The organism is Stenotrophomonas sp. STK16_22 (assembly GCF_051984505.1).
Classification (GTDB): domain Bacteria; phylum Pseudomonadota; class Gammaproteobacteria; order Xanthomonadales; family Xanthomonadaceae; genus Stenotrophomonas; species Stenotrophomonas maltophilia_A.
Genome location: NZ_CP196972.1, coordinates 4,306,411 through 4,324,879 on the forward strand (window position 1 = coordinate 4,306,411; position 18,469 = coordinate 4,324,879).

At 67.1% G+C, this 18,469-nt stretch carries 20 protein-coding genes and 1 pseudogene; 11 read left to right on the top strand and 10 right to left on the bottom strand.

Features of this window, described 5'->3' with window-relative positions:
* The first annotated feature begins 17 nt into the window (after positions 1-17).
* From ACSYAO_RS19895 to accC, 5 genes are all read left to right on the top strand, one after another.
* Entirely contained in the window at positions 18-746 is a 729-nt protein-coding gene (locus tag ACSYAO_RS19895; protein WP_049463282.1) for a DOPA 4,5-dioxygenase family protein, read from the top strand.
* Between the two features lie 350 nt (positions 747-1,096).
* The gene (aroQ, locus tag ACSYAO_RS19900) at positions 1,097-1,546 is read left to right on the top strand and encodes a type II 3-dehydroquinate dehydratase (protein WP_049401743.1); all 450 of its coding nucleotides are present in this window, start codon (positions 1,097-1,099) and stop codon (positions 1,544-1,546) included.
* Positions 1,543-1,968: a lysozyme inhibitor LprI family protein gene (locus tag ACSYAO_RS19905; RefSeq protein WP_080355197.1), complete on the top strand. Its 426-nt coding sequence runs from the start codon at positions 1,543-1,545 to the stop codon at positions 1,966-1,968. Before aroQ ends, ACSYAO_RS19905 begins: the two co-directional genes overlap by 4 nt.
* A gap of 53 nt (positions 1,969-2,021) precedes the next feature.
* Positions 2,022-2,501, top strand: coding sequence for an acetyl-CoA carboxylase biotin carboxyl carrier protein (gene accB, locus ACSYAO_RS19910; RefSeq protein WP_032129560.1), 480 nt, complete (start codon positions 2,022-2,024; stop codon positions 2,499-2,501).
* Positions 2,502-2,511: 10 nt separating this feature from the next.
* Positions 2,512-3,879 (top strand): acetyl-CoA carboxylase biotin carboxylase subunit, encoded by a 1,368-nt coding sequence (accC, locus tag ACSYAO_RS19915; protein ID WP_032129559.1) that lies wholly within the window; start codon positions 2,512-2,514, stop codon positions 3,877-3,879.
* A 129-nt stretch (positions 3,880-4,008) separates the two neighbouring features.
* Here accC and ACSYAO_RS19920 read toward each other — a convergent pair whose 3' ends face one another.
* Together ACSYAO_RS19920 and ACSYAO_RS19925 are read right to left on the bottom strand one after the other, a co-directional pair.
* On the bottom strand, positions 4,009-4,383 hold the full coding sequence (locus ACSYAO_RS19920) for a hypothetical protein (RefSeq protein ID WP_049463283.1): 375 nt from the start codon (positions 4,381-4,383) through the stop codon (positions 4,009-4,011).
* Complete coding sequence (locus ACSYAO_RS19925; protein ID WP_032129558.1) at positions 4,380-5,345, bottom strand: hypothetical protein; 966 nt, start codon at positions 5,343-5,345, stop codon at positions 4,380-4,382. Before ACSYAO_RS19925 ends, ACSYAO_RS19920 begins: the two co-directional genes overlap by 4 nt.
* Before the next feature lie 163 nt (positions 5,346-5,508).
* On the opposite strand from ACSYAO_RS19925, the gene prmA reads away from it, so the two are divergent.
* The 3 genes from prmA to fis all read left to right on the top strand — a co-directional run bounded on the left by prmA (position 5,509) and on the right by fis (position 7,632).
* Entirely contained in the window at positions 5,509-6,429 is a 921-nt protein-coding gene (prmA, locus tag ACSYAO_RS19930; RefSeq protein WP_049463300.1) for a 50S ribosomal protein L11 methyltransferase, read from the top strand.
* Between the two features lie 42 nt (positions 6,430-6,471).
* On the top strand, positions 6,472-7,242 hold the full coding sequence (locus ACSYAO_RS19935) for a DUF3426 domain-containing protein (protein WP_049463284.1): 771 nt from the start codon (positions 6,472-6,474) through the stop codon (positions 7,240-7,242).
* 114 nt (positions 7,243-7,356) lie between these two features.
* Entirely contained in the window at positions 7,357-7,632 is a 276-nt protein-coding gene (fis, locus tag ACSYAO_RS19940) for a DNA-binding transcriptional regulator Fis (RefSeq protein WP_005419706.1), read from the top strand.
* A gap of 125 nt (positions 7,633-7,757) precedes the next feature.
* Here the strand turns inward: fis and ACSYAO_RS19945 are convergent, their stop codons facing one another.
* The 6 genes from ACSYAO_RS19945 to ACSYAO_RS19970 are packed head-to-tail and all read right to left on the bottom strand — an operon-like array spanning position 7,758 to position 13,558.
* Positions 7,758-8,753, bottom strand: coding sequence for a phosphatidate cytidylyltransferase (locus ACSYAO_RS19945; protein WP_032129555.1), 996 nt, complete (start codon positions 8,751-8,753; stop codon positions 7,758-7,760).
* Positions 8,750-9,379, bottom strand: coding sequence for a lysophospholipid acyltransferase family protein (locus tag ACSYAO_RS19950; RefSeq protein WP_032129554.1), 630 nt, complete (start codon positions 9,377-9,379; stop codon positions 8,750-8,752). Before ACSYAO_RS19950 ends, ACSYAO_RS19945 begins: the two co-directional genes overlap by 4 nt.
* 13 nt (positions 9,380-9,392) lie before the next feature.
* On the bottom strand, positions 9,393-9,830 hold the full coding sequence (locus ACSYAO_RS19955) for a hypothetical protein (RefSeq protein ID WP_049463285.1): 438 nt from the start codon (positions 9,828-9,830) through the stop codon (positions 9,393-9,395).
* The gene (locus tag ACSYAO_RS19960; RefSeq protein WP_180862765.1) at positions 9,827-11,131 is read right to left on the bottom strand and encodes a phosphatase PAP2/dual specificity phosphatase family protein; all 1,305 of its coding nucleotides are present in this window, start codon (positions 11,129-11,131) and stop codon (positions 9,827-9,829) included. The genes ACSYAO_RS19955 and ACSYAO_RS19960 overlap by 4 nt, the downstream gene beginning before the upstream one ends.
* 23 nt (positions 11,132-11,154) lie before the next feature.
* Positions 11,155-12,906, bottom strand: a complete 1,752-nt coding sequence (locus ACSYAO_RS19965; protein ID WP_049463287.1) for a bifunctional alpha/beta hydrolase/class I SAM-dependent methyltransferase — start codon at positions 12,904-12,906, stop codon at positions 11,155-11,157.
* 34 nt (positions 12,907-12,940) lie between these two features.
* Positions 12,941-13,558 (bottom strand): CDP-alcohol phosphatidyltransferase family protein, encoded by a 618-nt coding sequence (locus ACSYAO_RS19970; RefSeq protein ID WP_049463301.1) that lies wholly within the window; start codon positions 13,556-13,558, stop codon positions 12,941-12,943.
* Between the two features lie 209 nt (positions 13,559-13,767).
* Here ACSYAO_RS19970 and purH point away from each other — a divergent pair, with 209 nt between their 5' ends.
* From purH to purD, 3 genes are read left to right on the top strand one after another with little or no spacing between them, the layout of a single operon-like run.
* Positions 13,768-15,351 (top strand): bifunctional phosphoribosylaminoimidazolecarboxamide formyltransferase/IMP cyclohydrolase, encoded by a 1,584-nt coding sequence (gene purH / locus ACSYAO_RS19975; RefSeq protein WP_049463288.1) that lies wholly within the window; start codon positions 13,768-13,770, stop codon positions 15,349-15,351.
* Between the two features lie 16 nt (positions 15,352-15,367).
* Positions 15,368-16,246: a hypothetical protein gene (locus tag ACSYAO_RS19980; RefSeq protein ID WP_134951647.1), complete on the top strand. Its 879-nt coding sequence runs from the start codon at positions 15,368-15,370 to the stop codon at positions 16,244-16,246.
* 58 nt (positions 16,247-16,304) lie between these two features.
* Positions 16,305-17,588, top strand: a complete 1,284-nt coding sequence (gene purD, locus ACSYAO_RS19985; protein ID WP_049463290.1) for a phosphoribosylamine--glycine ligase — start codon at positions 16,305-16,307, stop codon at positions 17,586-17,588.
* Positions 17,589-17,711: 123 nt separating this feature from the next.
* On the opposite strand, the gene ACSYAO_RS19990 is transcribed toward purD, so the two are convergent.
* Together ACSYAO_RS19990 and ACSYAO_RS19995 are read right to left on the bottom strand one after the other, a co-directional pair.
* Positions 17,712-18,044 (bottom strand): helix-turn-helix domain-containing protein, encoded by a 333-nt coding sequence (locus ACSYAO_RS19990; RefSeq protein ID WP_049401752.1) that lies wholly within the window; start codon positions 18,042-18,044, stop codon positions 17,712-17,714.
* A pseudogene (locus ACSYAO_RS19995) lies at positions 18,028-18,367 on the bottom strand (type II toxin-antitoxin system RelE/ParE family toxin). Before ACSYAO_RS19995 ends, ACSYAO_RS19990 begins: the two are co-directional and overlap by 17 nt.
* Between the last annotated feature and the right edge of the window lie 102 nt (positions 18,368-18,469).

Here is an 18,469-nt window from a genome sequence, read left to right on the forward strand (position 1 = left end):
CCGCCACGGAGCCCTTCATGCACCCGGACCCGCTGACCTTGATCGACGCCGGCGACGATGACGCCCACTGGGCCGACCTGCTTTCGCCCACACGCCGCCGCCTGATCGCATCGGCCGGTCTGGCCGCCGGCGGCCTGGCCAGTGCGTCGACCGCCGCCGCAGCCCCGCGCGGCGAAAGCACGGTGAACACCACCGAACCCGGGCGCCCAGGCTTCCGTGCCATCGTCCCGCCGCCGGTGAAGGGCAGCAGCCCCTGGGGCCAGGTCACCGCCAGCGAACCGACCCCGCGCCCGGCCAGCGTGCGTCCCGGGGAGGCCCCCCTGCCCGCGACCCCACGCGCCTACACCGACATCAAGAGCTATCACGCGCATATCTACTTCGACGAGGACAGCTTCGAGAAAGCTGCGCTGCTGCGGCGCTGGGCGGCGGAGCGCTTCCCGGTGGAGCTGGGCAACTGGAACCTGGAACCACGCGGACCGCACGTCACCCCGTCGTTCTATTTCGGCTTCACCAACGACCTGCTGCCGGTGCTGGTGCCCTGGCTGCAGCTCAACAGCCTGGGCCTGACCATCCTGATCCACCCCAATACCGGTGATGGCCGCGCCGACCATCTGTATTACGCATTGTGGGTGAACCGCGCGCAGCCGGTGAACGCCTACAACTGGCCGGCACCGAAGCCGGGGGAACGGGAGCCCTTGGAGGAGGTGTTCCCGAACGTGGTGCCGACGGTGCCGCTGGAGACGTGAGCGGGTGCGTGGCGGGGGCGGTGGGTGGCGTGCAGCGCACCTTGGGCCGTCCCTCGGTGGGTGCGTAGCCTGCTGCGCACCGAACTTCCTTCATCCACGCATGGCGTGGATCTACCGCATCACAGCCCGTTGCGGCATCCGTCATCGCCCGGCCTGCCGCCATCGTCGGCCTACGTGCACGCATCCCCCACCTGCACGGCGTTCAGCGCGCCTTGATCCAGCGCCCGCCATACGGCCGCAAGCCCTCCGGGGAATTTCAAACAATTGATTGAAACGCTGCAAACTTCGCCGAACTGGACAGCATCCGCCGGTTCCGCCAGACTGCCGCCCTTTCCCGTCTTCCGGATCCCATGGCGAAGCTGCTGGTCCTGCACGGCCCCAACCTCAACCTGCTCGGCACCCGCGAGCCGGAGGTCTACGGCCACACCACGCTGGCCGACATCGACCAGGCGCTGGCCGTCCAGGCCTCGGCTGCCGGGCACGCGGTGGAGAGCCTGCAGTCCAATGCCGAGCACGTGCTGGTGGACCGCGTGCAGGCCGCACGCGACGACGGAACCGCTTTCATCCTGATCAACCCCGCCGCCTTCACCCACACCTCGGTCGCCCTGCGCGATGCGCTGGCGGCGGTGGCGGTGCCGTTCATCGAGATCCACCTGTCCAACCCGCATACCCGCGAACCGTTCCGCCAGCACAGCTACTTCAGTGACAAGGCCGTGGGCGTGGTCTGCGGTTTCGGCGCCGACAGCTACCGCTACGCGATGGACGCGGCGCTGCTGCGCGTGCAGGCGGCCCGCGCGTGAAGATGCTCCCAAGAGTGCTTGCCTGCATCGTGCTGTGGGCCGGCGTGTGCGGCGCCAGCATCGCCGCCGAGCGCGCGGCCGCTGGCATTGACTGCGCGCAGGCGACCGGCGGCTACGAGCGCGACATGTGCGATTCCGATCGCCTGGATGACGCCGACAGCGCATTGAACGCCGTTTACGTCCAGGCGCGCGGCGAACTGAAGGCGCAGGCCGCCGATGGCAGCTGCAGCCGATGCGCAGCGGCCGAACAGCAGCTGGTGAAGGCCCAGCGCATCTGGATAACCCTGCGCGATGCAGACTGCGAGGCAGTCTACGCCTTCAATGCAGACGGCACCTCGCGCAACCCTGCGAAGATGCAGTGCCTGATCACCCAGACGCGCGACCGTACGCGGCAGCTGCGCGAGTTCTACGAACTGCTTTGACCCGAGCGCGATGCGCTTCCCACCACACTGACATCAAGAGCAAAGAGGCCACCATGGATCTCCGCAAAATCAAGAAGCTGATCGACCTGCTGGAAGAGTCGAACCTGGCTGAAATCGAAATCAAGGAAGGCGAAGAGTCGGTGCGCCTGTCGCGCGCCCCGGTGGCCGGCTATGCCGCCCCGGTCGCCGCCCCGGTGTACGCCGCTCCGGCCGCTCCGGCGCCGCAGGCGATGCCGATGCAGTCGCCGACCGAAGCCTCCACCGGTGGCACCGCCAAGCCGGGCCCGGCGCTGCCGGAAGGCCACGTGCTGCGCTCGCCGATGGTCGGCACCTTCTACGCGTCGTCCGCCCCGGACAAGCCTGCGTTCGTCAGCGTTGGCCAGCAGGTCAAGGAAGGCGAGACCCTGGCCATCATCGAAGCGATGAAGATGTTCAACCCGATCGAAGCCGACAAGTCCGGCACCATCGTCGCCATCCTCGGCGAGAACGGCCAGCCGGTCGAATTCGACCAGCCGCTGTTCGTGATCGGCTGAGGGGCACGCCATGCTCGACAAAGTCGTCATCGCCAACCGAGGGGAAATCGCGCTGCGCATCCTGCGCGCGTGCCACACCCTCGGCATCCGCACGGTGGCCGTGCATTCCACGGTCGACCGCAACCTCAAGCACGTGGCCATGGCCGACGAGTCGGTCTGCATCGGTCCGGCGCCGTCGCCGCAGAGCTACCTCAACATCCCGGCACTGATCGCCGCGGCGGAAGTCACCGACGCCCAGGCCATCCACCCGGGCTACGGCTTCCTGTCGGAGAACGCCGACTTCGCCGAGCGCGTGGAAGAGTCCGGTTTCATCTTCATCGGCCCCAAGGCCGACACCATCCGCATGATGGGTGACAAGGTCGAAGCCATCCGCGCGATGAAGTCCGCCGGCGTGCCGTGCGTGCCCGGCTCGGGCGGCCCGCTGGGCGAAGACATCGTCGCCAACACCAAGATCGCCCGTGAGATCGGCTACCCGGTCATCATCAAGGCGGCCGGTGGTGGCGGTGGCCGCGGCATGCGCGTGGTGCACGCCGAAGCCTCGCTGAAGACCTCGATCGAAACCACCAAGAGCGAGGCCAAGGCCGCGTTCGGCAATGGCGAGGTCTACATGGAGAAGTTCCTGGAGAACCCGCGCCACGTGGAAATCCAGGTACTGGCCGACGGCCAGGGCAACGCCATCCACCTGGGCGAGCGTGACTGCTCGATGCAGCGCCGCCACCAGAAGGTGGTGGAAGAAGCGCCGGCACCGGGCATCACTGCCGAGCAGCGCGAGCAGATCGGCAAGGTGTGCACCGAAGCCTGCGTACGCATCGGCTACCGTGGTGCCGGCACGTTCGAGTTCCTGTACGAGGACGGCCGCTTCTACTTCATCGAAATGAACACCCGCATCCAGGTGGAACACCCGGTCACCGAAATGGTCACCGGCATCGACCTGGTGGCCGAGCAGCTGAAGATCGCCGCCGGCCAGAAGCTGTCGATCAAGCAGAGCGACGTGGTGCTGACCGGCCATGCCATCGAGTGTCGCATCAACGCCGAAGATGCGGAGACCTTCGTGCCGAGCCCGGGCACCATCACCGGCTTCCATCCGCCAGGCGGCCCCGGCGTGCGCGTGGACACCCACATCTACAGTGGCTACCGCGTGCCGTCGAACTACGACTCGATGATCGGCAAGCTGATCGTGCACGGCCCGGACCGCGAAACCGCCATTGCCCGCATGCGCGTGGCACTGAGCGAAATGGTGGTCGATGGCATCAAGACCAACGTCGCCCTGCAGCAGCGGATCATGCGCGACAAGGGCTTCCAGGCCGGTGGCCAGAACATCCACTACCTGGAAAAGCGCCTGGCCGAACGCAAGAACAAGCCGATCGCGCTGACCTGATCGGCGCCACGTGCTGGACATGAAAAGGGCGGGGATATCCCCGCCCTTTTCTGTTGCTGCAGCGCCGAGCCCATGCTCGGCTTGCCGGAAAGCTCAGCCGAGCGTGGGCTTGGCGCTACAGCAGGCGCATCAGCGCTTGTCGGAAGCTTCGGCCGGAATCTGCGAGTTCGCCAGCGGACGCACGCCATTGGGCGACGTCGGGTCGACGATCACCATGGTCTCGGTCGAACCATCCGGCCACACCACCTGGAAGGTGCTGCCCGCCGGCAGCGACGCGAACGGCATGCCGCTCTGCGCGCGATAGACCGCGGCCACCTGGCTGGCACCGGCACGGCGCACGTCTTCCTGCGCCTTCACCGTGGTCAGTTCCACCTTCGACAGATGCCGGTAGCGATCTTCATAGGTATCGATCATCAACAGGCCAACCGCGCCGGCCGAGTAGGCCACGAACAGGGCCACCCAGAACCAGAACTTGGCCCCGTGCAGGAATCGGCGGTAGTTCATTGCTCGTTCCTCTTTCCAACCAATCGCTTGATCCATTCCTTCATCTTCCCAGCGCCCTGCCGCGATACCGCAGCGTCATACACGAAATCCCGGAAATCCTGCGTACCATCCTGCGAACAGATCCCTCCGTTCGCACAAAAACTGTTGACCAGCACACTGTCTGCCCCACACGGTAGACCGAGTTCGCAGGCCGCAAGCCGCCATGCGAGTTCACTGAGCTGCTCGCCCGCCACCAGGCCGTTGAGCGCGCGGTCACCCGAGGCGCGCACGCCCATGCCCGGTGCGATCGCCATGAAGGCCTCCGGGTCGCGCGAGGTGCGCACCCGTTCAACCAGGTCACGGCGGTACTCGGGGCTGTCCTGCAGCGGTTCGCCCTCGGCGAACAACGCAGCCTCAGCAGCCAGATTGCCTTGTGCGGCCGCCTTGCGACGTTCGGACAGCACCAAGGCCGTGCCCAGCTTGTCGCCCGGCACGAAACCACCACAACGCTGCGCGACGCGTTCGCGCGCCTGCACCATCGCCGGTGCGGCGGTCAGGCCCAGCCCGGCCAGCACGTTGTTGTCCAAGCGGTAGCCACCCGGATCGACCGCGTACTGCGCGCAGTAGTCATAGACACGGCTGAGCATCCAGCGCGCCTCGTGGTTGCCTTCGTCCGCCTGGGCACGCAACCGCTGAGCATAGGCATACAGGTCGGTGGCGTCTTCGATATCGGCGCGGAGATCCAGGGGCAGCCCGGACGGCAATGCGTTGCCACGCTCGAAGGGTGCCAGGCGGCGCGCGAGCGCCTCCGGCATCACCGGCAGCGGCGCCGCACTGTCAGCGGCCGCGACCGCACCTGCCAGATCCGCCGACGCTACCGAAGACGTCGCAGCATGGCCGCTGGCCCGATAACCGGCCACGCCCAGCACGGCCACAGCCGGCAGTACGAGCAACCAGGTTTTCAGGGTCGGAGCGAAGGCCATCGGCGGCGGTAGGCGATGCGGCGCATAGGAAAGCACGAAGTTTAGCAAGGCCCGACGGGCCTGTCTGAACGGGCTTCGTTCATCTCGGAGCGGCATCTCAGGCAATACGGAGACGCCCCGATGGTCTAGCATGGCCCCCTTTCCCGCGATTGCCCCCACCACCATGCCGTTCCTGGAACTGACCCTGCGCTGCACCGAAGCCACCCAGCCCCGCTATGAAAATGCACTGGAGGACGTTGGTGCACTGGCCGTGACCCTGCTCGATGCCGAGGCCGATACCAGCAACGAACAGGCCATTCTCGAACCGGGCGTGGGCGAGACCCCGCTGTGGGACACGCTGGTGCTGAGCGCGCTGTTCCCCGCCGACAGCAACGCGCTGTTGCTGCTGGCCGCACTGGAATCCTTCGATCCGGAGCTGGACTGGAGCAGCGGCAGCTTCCGCGCGGTCGAGGATGAAGACTGGGAACGTGCCTGGCTCGACCAGTTCCAGCCGATGGACTTCGGCAGCCGTACCTGGATCGTGCCGTGGAACCATGAACTGCCCGATGCCGCACAGGCCGCCGATGCCGCCGTGGTGCGGTTGGACCCTGGCCTGGCGTTCGGTTCGGGCACCCACCCGACCACCGCACTGTGCCTGCGCTGGCTGGACCAGTTGGCGGTCGATGGCCTGCTGCAGGGCCAGCGCGTGCTCGACTTCGGTTGCGGCTCGGGCATCCTCGCACTGGCCGCGCTGAAGCTGGGCGCCGCCGAAGCCATCGGCGTGGACAACGATCCGCAGGCCCTGGTCGCCACCGCCGACAATGCCGAGCGCAACGGCGAGCAGGCCCGCATGCATGTGTACCTGCCGCAGGACGAACCGGTCGCGACCTATCCGATCGTGGTCGCCAACATCCTCGCCTCGGCGCTGGATGCGCTGGCCGAACTGCTGGCTGCGCGCGTTGCTGCCGGTGGCCGCATCGCCCTGTCCGGCATCCTGCATGGCCAGGAAGGCGAACTGCTGCAGCGCTATGCAGCATGGTTCGACGATCTGCAGGCCACCCAGGATGGCGACTGGATGCGCATCACCGGCGTGCGCCGCGCCTGATCGTGGTTGAATGACCGCTGGATCCGAGCCCGCGCCCTGAGCATGTCCGAGCCGAACCCACCGCGCCGTCCCCTGGCCACCTTCCTGCGCACGACGCCGGAGGGTGAGCCTGCGCCTGCGACCGATGCGCGCATGCAGGACGAAGCCCGGCACGCAACGCCTGTGGAGCAGATGCAGGCCGAGCCCATCGACCTGGCACGCCCACCGGCGACAGAGATGCGACACGACGATGACGTTGTCATCGTTGATGAAGCAGCGGCCATCGAACCGGCGCCGGTCGCGGTGCAGGCAACGGCGGTCGCCAGTGATGCCCCCAGCTTCCTCGGCAGCGCGCGCACGCGCACGCTGCCAACACCCCGCTGGCACTGGCTGCTGGTCGCCGGGCTGGCATTGCTGCTGGTACTGCAGAGCGTACTGGCCGACCGCGCGCGGCTGGCCGCCGACGCCGGCAACCGCGCATGGCTGGGCACGCTGTGCGGCGTGCTGCGCTGCAGCCTGCCTGCCTGGCACGAGCCCACTGCGTTCACCATGACCAGCCGCGAGATCCGCCCCCTGCCGGGCCAGGCCGGTGTGCTGCAGGTGCAGGCCAGCATCCGCAACGATGCGCGCTGGGCACAGGCGTGGCCGGACCTGCGGTTGTCATTGTCCGATGCCGATGGCCGGGTGATCGGCAGCGGCGTGTTCACGCCCGCGCAGTACCTGGGCGAGAACCCCGGTGCAGCCCTGCTGGAACCGGGCCAGAGCGCGCGCGTCGCCTTCCGGTTGCAGGAGCCCGCTGCGTCCACCGTCGCATTCACCTTCGACTTCCTCTGACCGGGGAGAGGCGACCAGCCGTGGCAGGCCGGGCACGCTCGCGCTAGACTGGCCGCCACCACCTCGTCCGGCCGCGCGCTCCGCGCGCACGGGCCAACCGAATCGGGAACCCCCTTGAACGCTGTCCTTTCTCGTCCTGACAACAGTCGTGGCGCTCCCCGGCCACCGCTGCGTGAACACGTCGCCCAGTCCGTGCGCCGCTACCTGCGTGACCTTGATGGCTGCGATGCGGACGATGTCTACGAGATCGTGCTGCGCGAGATGGAGATTCCGCTGTTCGTGGAAGTGCTCAATCACTGCGAAGGCAACCAGAGCCGCGCCGCCGCGATGCTGGGCATCCACCGTGCCACCCTGCGCAAGAAGCTGAAGGAATACGGCATCAGCGCGTAAACGCGCACGGGTAGTGCCGGCCGCTGGCCGGCAACCCCACGAACGGTGGCAGGATGTTGCAGTTGCCGGCCAGCGGCCGGCACTACCGGTAGATCCGCCCCATGCGTGGATGGAAGCCGGCAGAATCAACCGCCGCCGCCCGCCTTCCAGTAGTACCGCACCACATGGAAGAACACCGGCGCGGCGAAGCACACCGAATCCAGTCGGTCGAGCATGCCGCCATGGCCCTCGATCATGTGGCCCCAGTCCTTGATGCCACGATCGCGCTTGATCGCCGACATCACCAGGCCGCCCCAGAACCCCATCAGGTTGATCAGCAGCGACAGGCCGAACGCCTGCAGCGGCGTGAACGGGGTGATCCACCATAGTGCCGCACCCAGCGCACTGGCACTCAGCACACCGCCCACGAAGCCCTCCACCGTCTTCGACGGCGACAGCTTCGGCGCAATCAGATGCCTGCCCAGCAGCTTGCCCCAGATGTACTGCAGCACGTCCGAAGACTGCACCACGATCACCAGGAAGGCGAACAGCAGCACGTTGCGCGACGGGTCATGGCCGGGCACGTGCAGGTTCAGCAGCAGCGGCACATGCGAGATGCAGAACACGCAGATCATCAACCCCCACTGCACCTTCGCGGTCCGCTCCAGGTAGTGCGTGGTATCACCGCCAATGGTCGACAGGATCGGCAGGAACAGGAACGCGTAGACCGGGATCAGCAGCGTGTACATGCCGTACCAGTCGATCCAGACCAGGTAGTACTGCCACGGCAGCACGATGTAGAACGCGGCCAGCAGGGCGTAGTAGTCGCCCGAGCGGGTCGGCGCCAGGGTGATGAACTCGCGCAGTGCGAACAGCGAGATGATCGCGAACAGCACGATCACCCCGGCACGACCGAAGAACAGCGCCAGCCCGACCACGATCGCCATCACCCACCACGCGCGGATGCGCGAGACCAGGTTGGCGATCACCGCGCTGGGCTGCCCACGCTGGCGCCAGCGCAATGTCTCGGCCACCAGCGTGGCCAGCACCAGCACCGCACCCACGCCAGCAAACAGCAGGCCGGTCTGCTGACCGACACTCTGCGTGGCCAGGTCGCCGGACACATCGATCAGGAAGCTCATGCCCTGCCCCCGTTCGGCGCCAGGTCCAGCAGCGCCTGCCGGCTGCGGGCCAGGAAGGCGGCCTTGTCCTCGTCGGCCTGCAGCCGCAGCGGCGTACCGAAGGTGGCCGTGCACAGCAGCGGCAGCGGCAGGAACCGGCCCTTGGGCATCACCCGCTTCAGGTTGTCGATCCACACCGGTACGAATTCCAGCTCCGGGCGTTGCCGTGCCAGGTGATAGATGCCGCTCTTGAACGGCAGCAGCGGCTCTTCGCCCACGTTGCGGGTACCTTCCGGAAACAGAATCAGCGAGCAGTCTTCGTCCACCGCATCACGCAGAGCCTGCAGTGGATCCTGCTGGCGATGGCCGGCCTCGCGCTCGACCAGCACGCCGTTGAACACCGCATCGATCAGGTAGCGACGCAGGCCATCGCGCTGCCAGTATTCGGCCGCGGCCACCGGGCGCACCTGGCGCCGCAGTGCCGGTGGCATCGACGACCAGATCAGCACGAAGTCACCATGGCTGGCGTGGTTGCCGTAATACACGCGCCGTTCGCTGGACGGCGCACAGCCGATCCACAGCGCGCGGGCGCCGGTAACTACATGGATCGCGCCACTGCAGGCGCGCGCAATCAATTCAGCGAACATCGGTCCCTCCGGTTCACGTCTGCGGCCACAACACGGCCAGCACCAGCAGCGCACCCTGCACGCCTGTCAGCAGGTACTGCCGCAGCAGCAGGCGACGCATGCCTGCCCAGCGCAGGTCCCAGCCGCGCAGCGGCGCATCGGACGATACGCGGCGCAAGCCGCTGTCATGCAGCACCTGATCGATACGGCGCGCGGCGGCTTCGCCGTCCAGGCCTTCATTACGCAGCAGCTGCAGCAGACTCGCGTCCAGACCAACCCGCCATGCCTGGTAAGCCTGCGCGAGGCCCGCGGCAACACTGAGCAGCAACACGCCGGCGGCAATCATCGCCAGGCCAGGTTCGGTGCCGAGCAGCAGCAGCGCCACCAGCAGCAGGCCCAGCGACAGGCCGGCCGGCCAACGGCCCTGCCGCAGCAGCAGCTGCATGGTCACCAGATCGGGAACGGTACTCACGTGCGTGCTCCCGCTGCAGCAGTGATGGCATGCAGATGCGCCGCGCCCAGCACGACGCCCGGACGTGCCGTGCGCACGATCGCCACCGCGGCATCGGTATCGGTGGCACGACCACTGCGCAGCAGCCAGGCCGCCACACTGGCAGCACTGCGCGAATAGCCCAGCGCGCAACACACCAGCAACGGTCCATGCGCACGCAGCCGCTCGATGACCTCGGCCGCCTCGCGCAACTGGTGCGGCGTGGGCACCACCAGGTCCAGCATCGGCACGCTGGCATACGCCGCGCCCGGTGCACGACAGGACAGTTCGGCACAGGCATCGACCACGCCGACCAAGGGTGCCGGCAATGCAGCGCAGGGAACACGCCCCAGCCATACACCGTCCATCACCGGCACCGGCTGCGGCGCACGCCGCGTCCACAGCCGCGAATTGATCCAGGCCGCACCCAGGTACGGCGCCAGCAGCCAGCGTGCCGCCATGGTCAGGCGACCATCGGCACGCTTCTGGAACATCGCCGTACCGAGCCCCGCATACGCCAACGCCACCAGCAGCAGCGATACCACCGGCCACAGCAGCCACAACGCCGCGCCACGCAGAAGCACCACCGGCACCAGCAATGCAGCGGCCCCCAGCAGGTACAGCGCTGCCAGGCGCCAACGTCTGGCGTCACGCGCGGTGCGCCAGGCACGCAACGGTGGCGCGCCCTGCTCCGGCCACAGCCAGACGCACAGCCAACCGGCCAGCAGGCCGGTCGGGATATCGATGAAATGATGCTGGAATGTGGTCAGCACCGAGACGCCGATCAGCAGCGCCCACACATGCAGTACCCAACGCCACACCCCATGCAGGTACTGCGCGAATTTCACCCACAGCACGATCAGCAACACGATGTGCAGTGATGGCGCCTGGTTGAACGGCTTGTCGAAGCCCAGCAGCACATCGAACAACCAACCGAACACACCGCCGATCTCCGGCCGCTCGAAACTGAAGCGCAGTGGCCACAGCAGGAAGCAGGTCACCGCGATCAACTGTGCACTGAACAACCGCAACGCATGCCGGTCCAGCTCCAACCGTTGCCGGCACAGGAAGAAGGAAACCGCATAGAACAGATCGATCGACCAGTACGGCACGATCGTCCACGGTACGAACGGAATCTGCGTTTCCCATCCGAACGCCATCACCGGCAGTTCGGCATGGCGGCCGGCCATCCAGTTGGCGAAGCCATAGCTGGCGAAGAAGAATGGGCCCAGCAGGGCCAGCCACAACAGGGCGCGCCGCCAGGGGCGCCCCTCTGCGGCCAGCGGGGATGCGGCGAGCGTCGCCATCACGCGGTCCGGCGCGCCAGCGACACCGTGAAGATGCCGAAGTCGTCGATACGCTGCGCCACCTTCGCGAACCCGGCCAGGCGCACCAGCTCGTCCATTTCCTGCTGGGTACGGCGGCGCATCACCCACGCGGCGCCGCCACGGTGGCTGGTCAGTGCGCGTGCGATGAACTCCAGCTGCGGGTGCCACGGCTGGCCGGTATAGGCCAGGTAGCCGCCCGCCGGCACCGTCGCAGCAATGCCCTGCAGCGAGCGCAGCACCGCATCGTTGTCGGGGAACAGTTCGTACAGGCCCGATACCACGGCCAGCGTCGGTGCTGGATCGACCTTGGCCAGCTGTGCCGGGTCGAACGCATCACCCTGCTCGAAGCGCGCGATGTCGGCCGCCCCCAGGCGCTCGATCAAGGCCTGACCCTGGGTGACGTTCAGATCACTGAAGTCGCGCAGCACGATGCGCTCGGCGCGCTGTTCGCCCTGGCCCAGCGCTTCCAGCACGTAGCGGCCATGGCCGGCAGCCACGTCCAGCACGCGCACCGGCGTGCCCTGCCCGCGCAGGCGCTGGGCAGCGTCGCGCAGCAGTTCCTGCAGGTGCTGGCCGCGAATGCGGATGCCGCGCCAGCCGATCGCATCCAGATAGTTGCGATCGACCATGCGCCCCAACGGGCCCTTGCCGCGCGCCTCATCGCGATAGATGTAGTCGAGCGTGCTGCCCGAATCGAATCCGGTCTGCAGGCCCAGCGCGATGCCTTCGGACAACGTTCCGCCGAAGCGCAGGCCGCCACGTACCACGCGCCAGCGCAGGTCGGCCAGGCTGTTGCGTTCCGGTGGCCAGGCCAGGATCTCCGATTCTTCGAAAGTCGGCCCATGGCGGTGCGCATCGCGCCGCGACAGTTCGCGCAGCGGCTCGGCGAAACGTGCCTGGATGAAACTGCGGATACGCGCCAGCGCCGGCGCCCGATCGCGCTCGCCCAGCGTGTCGTGGAAGAAGCCCGGCAGATGCACGCGCTCCTTGATCGGGCTGGACAGGCGCTCGTAGAAGCGGTCCTGCGGGCCACGGTGCACCACGAAATCCGAGCCGGACACCAGCAGCAGCACCGGCACGCTGATCGCCTGCGCATCGGCGACGATGCGGTCGGCCGCTTCGTACAGGCCCAGCAACACGCGCACCGAGATCGGTCGGGTGATCAGCGGATCGGTGCGGTAGCTTTCCACCCGCGCCGGATCGTGGGTCAGCCACTGCGGCTTGACGTAGCTGTTGACGAAGAAATTGCCGCGCAGCTTCTGCATCAAGGCCAAGCCCGGGCGTGCGAACGGCACGTACAGCTTCACCTTGAACGCCGGCGAAGCCATCACCAGCGCGCGCAGGCGCGGCGCGTAGTCGTGCACCCAGGTGGCGGCGACCACCGCCCCCACGCTCTGTGCGATCACCACGATGTCTTCCACCGCGATGCCGTGCTCGGCGCCGATGTGGGCGATGAAGCTGTCCAGATCACGCACCAGCGCCGGGAAGCCCGGGGCATCGCCTCGTGCGCCGGGCGAACGGCCATTACCGCGTGCATCCCAGGCGAAGAAGGCGGTGTCGGGCAGGTCCAGCTCATCGACCAGGTGGGTGACCCGGCCAGAATGTTCATGGCCGCGATGCAGCAGCACGACAGCCTTGGTGGCTGGGGTCGCGGTGGTGCTCGCCCAGTACCGGTAGAACAGCGGTACCTGGTCGAAGCTGTGGAATTCCCGTTCCTGCGCCTGACGCATGCAATCTCCTGATTGTCTTTTTGTATCTGCTTGATTAATTAGGCGAAACCGACGCTTCCCGCAGTCCGCGACGGACGCGATTGATCATCGTCAGCACGCACAGCACCGCCATGGCCGCGGCCACGCCAGTGACAGTCATCGCAGCCCCCCAGCCGAACGCCAGCAGCAGGCCCAGCACGCCGATGACGAACGCGCGGTCGCTCTTGCCCATCGGGCCGTCATAGCGGCGGCTGGCACCGACCATCAGCCCCAGCACCCCGGTGTACTCGCTCAGGGCCGCCGTCCAGGCCAGCAGCCACAGCGCTTCCGGGCGCACGCCCGGCACGCTGAGCAGGCTCAGGTACAGCGCCGCGTCGGCGATCACATCGCACAGCTCGTTCAGATAGGCGCCCAGCCTCGACTGCTGGCCGAACTCGCGGGCCAGCATGCCGTCCACCGCGTTGAGTGCCATGCGCAGCAGCATCCACAGCGGCAGCAGCAGGTACAGCAGGGGCTGGGCCGGCGCGCAGCACCACACGGCGGCAGCCACCAGCAGCGAGACCACGGCGGCGGCCACGGTCACCGTATTGGCGGTGATCCCCATGCGGTACAGGCCGCGTACGGCCGGACGCAACAGGTCCTGGAAACGTCCTTTCAATGCATAGATCGACACGATCTGTACCTGCTGATCCTTGGCAGTCCGGGCACAGCCTACCCGATCGGGGCGATGCCGCCCCATCGGATTGCTTGCAGTCTGCAACCAACCGGGCTGTGCCGAAGGGGGCCGCAGGCCCGCGCCGGCAGCCGATTTCGCCCGGCGGCGCCCGCCACCGGCCCCCACCGCCTACAATATCGGCCCCGCTCCGCTGCCGATTCTGTCCCATGACTGCTGATCTGTTGCCCGTCCGCCGGGCCCTCCTCTCCGTTTCCGACAAGACCGGCCTGGCCGAGCTGGCCACCGCGCTGGCTGCACGCGGCGTGGAGCTGCTGTCCACCGGCGGCACCGCCAAGGCCATTCGCGACATGGGCCTGGCCGTGAAGGACGTGGCCGACGTCACCGGCTTCCCGGAAATGATGGATGGCCGGGTCAAGACCCTGCACCCGATGGTGCACGGCGGCCTGCTGGGCCGTTCGGGCCTGGATGATGCGGTGATGGCCGAGCACGGCATCGGCGCCATCGACCTGCTGGTGCTGAACCTGTACCCGTTCGAGTCGGTCACCGCCAAGGCCGATTGCACCCTGGCCGACGCGGTCGAGAACATCGACATCGGCGGCCCGGCCATGCTGCGCTCGGCGGCCAAGAACTTCGCCCGCGTGGCGGTGTCCACCGATCCGTCGCAGTACGCCGAGCTGCTGGCCTCGCTGGAGGCCAACAACGGCCAGCTGTCGGCTGCCACCCGCTTCGCGTTCTCGGTGGCCGCGTTCAACCGCGTCGCCCAGTACGACGCCGCGATCAGCAACTACCTGTCGGCGGTCACCGCCACCGACGCTGCGGTGCCGGCGCGTACCGAGTACCCGGCACAGATGAACTCCACCTTCGTGAAGGTGATGGACCTGCGCTACGGCGAGAACCCGCACCAGAGCGGCGCGTTCTACCGCGACCTGTATCCGGTGCCGGGCACGCTGGCCACCTTCCAGCAGCTGCAGGGCAAGGAACTGAGCTACAACAACCTGGCCGATGCCGACGCGGCGTGGGAATGCGTGCGCCAGTTCGATGCGCCGGCCTGCGTCATCGTCAAGCACGCCAACCCGTGCGGCGTGGCCGTCGGTGCCGGCAACGGCGATGCCTACGAGCTGGCCTACGCCACCGACCCGACCAGCGCCTTCGGCGGCATCATTGCCTTCAACAAACCGCTGGACGCCGCCACCGCCAAGGTGATTCTGGACCGCCAGTTCGTCGAAGTGCTGATCGCCCCGGACTACGAGCCGGCCGCGCTGGAATACGCGCAGAAGAAGGCCAACGTGCGCGTGCTGCGCATCCCGCACGGCGATGGCCTGAACAACTTCGACAGCAAGCGCGTCGGCTCGGGCCTGCTGCTGCAGTCCTCGGACAACCGCGGCATGACCCGCGACGAACTGAAGGTGGTCAGCAAGCTGGCGCCGACCGACAAGCAGTTCACCGACCTGCTGTTCGCCTGGAAGGTGGCCAAGTTCGTGAAATCCAACGCGATCGTCTATGCCAAGGACAACCGCACCATTGGTGTCGGTGCCGGCCAGATGAGCCGCGTGTACTCGGCCCGCATCGCCGGCATCAAGGCCGCCGATGCGAACCTGGTGGTCGAGGGCTCGGTGATGGCCTCCGATGCGTTCTTCCCGTTCCGCGACGGCATCGATGCCGCTGCCGCCGCCGGCATCAAGGCGGTCATCCAGCCGGGCGGTTCGATGCGCGATGCCGAAGTGATCGCCGCCGCCGACGAACATGGCCTGGCCATGGTGTTCACCGGCGTGCGCCACTTCCGCCACTGATCCTGGAGCGACACGGATGTCCACAGTTTCAATGAAATCGCTGGCCGCCCTCGCCCTCGCGGGCGCGGCCATACTGGCGGGCTGCAGGCCTGCCGGCGAGCCCAGCGTGGCGCCGAAGGTGGATGCGCCTGCAGTGGCCCCCGCCTCACCGGCGCAGCATGTCAGCCGCACCGCACGACTGCAGGCGTTCCTGGTCCAGCGCTACGGCAGCAACGCCACGCTCTCCGCTGAATGGCGCGGCAGCTGGACCGACGATGGCGATACCCATGCGGTGGACTGGCAGGTCTGCGCGGAACAACCGGTGGTGAGCGGGGACAGCTGGCAGCAGTTGTTGGCCGTGTGCGGTGCGCTGGTCGATGGCGCGCACATCGACCCGGGAACCATCGAGTTCTTTGTGCTGCGCCCCAAGGGCGATGGCTTCGAGGTGACCAGCGAACTGACCGGCGAGCGCTTCGGTAGCGGCGGCCAGCCCGGCACCGCCAGCATCATCCGCGCCGGCAGTGACTTCTATGGTTTCCGCGTCGAGGACGGCTGGTTCGGGCAGGGCTTCTCGCTGCTCTCGCAGTCGCTGATCCTGCCGGGCCCGAACGGCCTGGTGGCCAGTGGCAGCGTGCGCAGCCATATCGACAATGACGCCCAGTACGAGTGCGACACGGTCGACGCCAGTACCGACCCGGACACCGCCAATGACTGCCGCACCCGCCGCTTCAGCATCGATTTCGCCCTGCGTTTCGACGACAGCGACCGCAGCGCGCGGGTCTGGCCGCTGCTGATCGACGAAACCGGCACCACCTGCGGTGGCAAGCAGGTCCGGCAGCAACACCGCTTCACCCTGGACCCGAAGACCTGGGCCTATTCCTTCCCCGAATCGCTGCGACGCGAAGGCTGCGAGTGAACCACGCGCGCCGCCGGGGATATCGATCTTCCCTTCCCACGCAATCTGGAATCTCGTGATGAACGTACTTGTCATTGGCTCTGGCGGCCGCGAACACGCCCTGGCATGGAAGCTGGCCCAGTCCTCCCGTGTCACCGAAGTGATCGTGGCTCCCGGCAACGCCGGCACCGCCAGCGAAGACAAGTGCCGCAACGTGGCGGTCAAGGTCACCGATATCGACGGCCTGCTGGCGCTGGCACAGGCCGAAGGCGTGGCGCTGACCGTGGTCGGCCCGGAAGTACCGCTGGTGGCCGGTGTGGTCGACCGCTTCCGCGCTGCTGGCCTGCGTATCTTCGGGCCGACCGCCGCTGCCGCGCAGCTGGAAGGCAGCAAGGCCTACGCCAAGGACTTCCTGGCCCGCCACGACATCCCCACCGCGTTCTACGCCGTGCACACCGACGTGGACGCCGCGCTGGCCTACATCCGCGAGAAGGGCGCACCGATCGTGGTCAAGGCCGATGGCCTGGCCGCCGGCAAGGGCGTGATCGTGGCGATGACCCAGGTCGAAGCCGAAGACGCTGTGCGTGACATGCTCTCGGGCAACGCGTTCGGCGATGCCGGTGCCCGCGTGGTGATCGAGGAATTCCTCGACGGCGAGGAAGCCAGCTTCATTTCGATGGTGGACGGCGTGCATGCGCTGCCGATGGCCACCTCGCAGGACCACAAGCGCGTCGGCGACGGCGATACCGGCCCGAATACCGGCGGCATGGGCGCCTATTCGCCGGCCCCGGTGGTCACCCCGGAGGTGCACGCCCGCGTGATGCGCGAGGTAGTGAACCCGACCGTGCAGGGCATGATCGCCGACGGCATCCCGTTCACCGGCTTCCTCTATGCCGGCCTGATGATCGATGCCAGCGGCGCGCCGAAGGTGATCGAATTCAACGTGCGCTTCGGCGATCCGGAAACCCAGCCGGTGATGCTGCGCCTGCAGTCGGATCTGGTGGAGCTGGTGGAAGCCGCCATCGATGGCCGGCTGGATCAGGTGGAAGCACACTGGGATCCGCGCCCGTCGCTGGGCGTGGTGCTGGCCGCGAAGCCCTACCCGGAAGCACCGATCACCGGTGACGTGATTTCCGGCCTGGATGATGTGCCGGCCAGTGCCAAGGTGTTCCATGCCGGTACGGCATTGGATGCGCAGGACCAGGTCGTCAGCGCCGGCGGCCGCGTTCTGTGCGTGGCCGCACTGGGCGACAGCGTGCGCGACGCGCAGGCGAATGCGTATGCAGGCGTGGCCAAGGTGACCTGGGCCAATGAGTTCCACCGCAACGACATCGGCTGGCGGGCGATCGCACGCGAGGGGTGAGGTCCGGCGCCGCAGCCACGCATGGCGTGGCTCTACAGGCGCCACACCGCCGGGGTGGATCCACGCCATGCGTGGATTGAACACCACGGAAAGGCAAAGGCCCGTCAGAACCGGGCCTTTGCTTTACAGGACTGCTTCGAGTCCCTTCCGATCAATCAGGTTAAGCAACTTCAGTGACGGTCCGCTGGGCTTCTTCTCGCCCTGTTCCCAGCTGCGTACGGTGGAAACGCTGGTATTGAGAACTCCAGCAAACACCGGCTGACTGAGCTGCAATGACGCACGCAGGGCACGGATCTGGGCACTGCTGTATTCAGGGACCGGCTCAAGGCAAAGCGCTTCGTAGCTGCTCAACCGACGTTTATCGATGAAGCCATGTGCGTGCAGACTCACAGCCGCATCATGCACCGCCTCAAGAAGCGCACTTTTCGCGCGCCGTCGCTCAGAGGTCTTCGTCATGGCTGATCTCCTGTAGATCCCCGTACTCCACGGCACGATTCAGCTGCGCCGTACTCATTTTCAAGAACTCCGATGCGTACAGCTGCAGCGCATCGCGTTCCGCATTCGTGATTGCAGCACGTTCATTCTTCTCGTAGCCGAAAAGGAAGAACCAATGCCCGCCTCGCTGTGTTGCGACGATGGTTCGAGCGCTTCCGCGCTTTCCTCGCCCCGGCAAGGCAACGCGCTTCTTGAAGATTCCGCCGCTCAGCATCCACCAGACCCGCTTCCATTTCACGTACCGACCGGTACAGCGCAGCATCGGACAGGGTGGTCCTGCGCATGCTGCGATTGAAACTTCGGGTGCGGAAAACGCGTGGGATGATCTTACCGTGCCACCTGGTGGTACGGCGTGAACATCAGGATCCAGCGCATGACCCGGTCGG

Excerpts from the sequence above, each read along its gene's own strand:
- ACSYAO_RS19895 (WP_049463282.1), top strand. The coding sequence starts at position 18 with ATGCACCCGGACCCGCTGACCTTGATCGACGCCGGCGACGATGACGCC.
- aroQ (WP_049401743.1), top strand. The coding sequence starts at position 1,097 with ATGGCGAAGCTGCTGGTCCTGCACGGCCCCAACCTCAACCTGCTCGGC.
- accB (WP_032129560.1), top strand. The coding sequence starts at position 2,022 with ATGGATCTCCGCAAAATCAAGAAGCTGATCGACCTGCTGGAAGAGTCG.
- accC (WP_032129559.1), top strand. The coding sequence starts at position 2,512 with ATGCTCGACAAAGTCGTCATCGCCAACCGAGGGGAAATCGCGCTGCGC.
- ACSYAO_RS19920 (WP_049463283.1), bottom strand. The coding sequence starts at position 4,383 with ATGAACTACCGCCGATTCCTGCACGGGGCCAAGTTCTGGTTCTGGGTG.
- ACSYAO_RS19925 (WP_032129558.1), bottom strand. The coding sequence starts at position 5,345 with ATGGCCTTCGCTCCGACCCTGAAAACCTGGTTGCTCGTACTGCCGGCT.
- prmA (WP_049463300.1), top strand. The coding sequence starts at position 5,509 with ATGCCGTTCCTGGAACTGACCCTGCGCTGCACCGAAGCCACCCAGCCC.
- ACSYAO_RS19935 (WP_049463284.1), top strand. The coding sequence starts at position 6,472 with ATGTCCGAGCCGAACCCACCGCGCCGTCCCCTGGCCACCTTCCTGCGC.
- ACSYAO_RS19945 (WP_032129555.1), bottom strand. The coding sequence starts at position 8,753 with ATGAGCTTCCTGATCGATGTGTCCGGCGACCTGGCCACGCAGAGTGTC.
- ACSYAO_RS19950 (WP_032129554.1), bottom strand. The coding sequence starts at position 9,379 with ATGTTCGCTGAATTGATTGCGCGCGCCTGCAGTGGCGCGATCCATGTA.
- ACSYAO_RS19965 (WP_049463287.1), bottom strand. The coding sequence starts at position 12,906 with ATGCGTCAGGCGCAGGAACGGGAATTCCACAGCTTCGACCAGGTACCG.
- purH (WP_049463288.1), top strand. The coding sequence starts at position 13,768 with ATGACTGCTGATCTGTTGCCCGTCCGCCGGGCCCTCCTCTCCGTTTCC.
- ACSYAO_RS19980 (WP_134951647.1), top strand. The coding sequence starts at position 15,368 with ATGTCCACAGTTTCAATGAAATCGCTGGCCGCCCTCGCCCTCGCGGGC.
- purD (WP_049463290.1), top strand. The coding sequence starts at position 16,305 with ATGAACGTACTTGTCATTGGCTCTGGCGGCCGCGAACACGCCCTGGCA.
- ACSYAO_RS19990 (WP_049401752.1), bottom strand. The coding sequence starts at position 18,044 with ATGACGAAGACCTCTGAGCGACGGCGCGCGAAAAGTGCGCTTCTTGAG.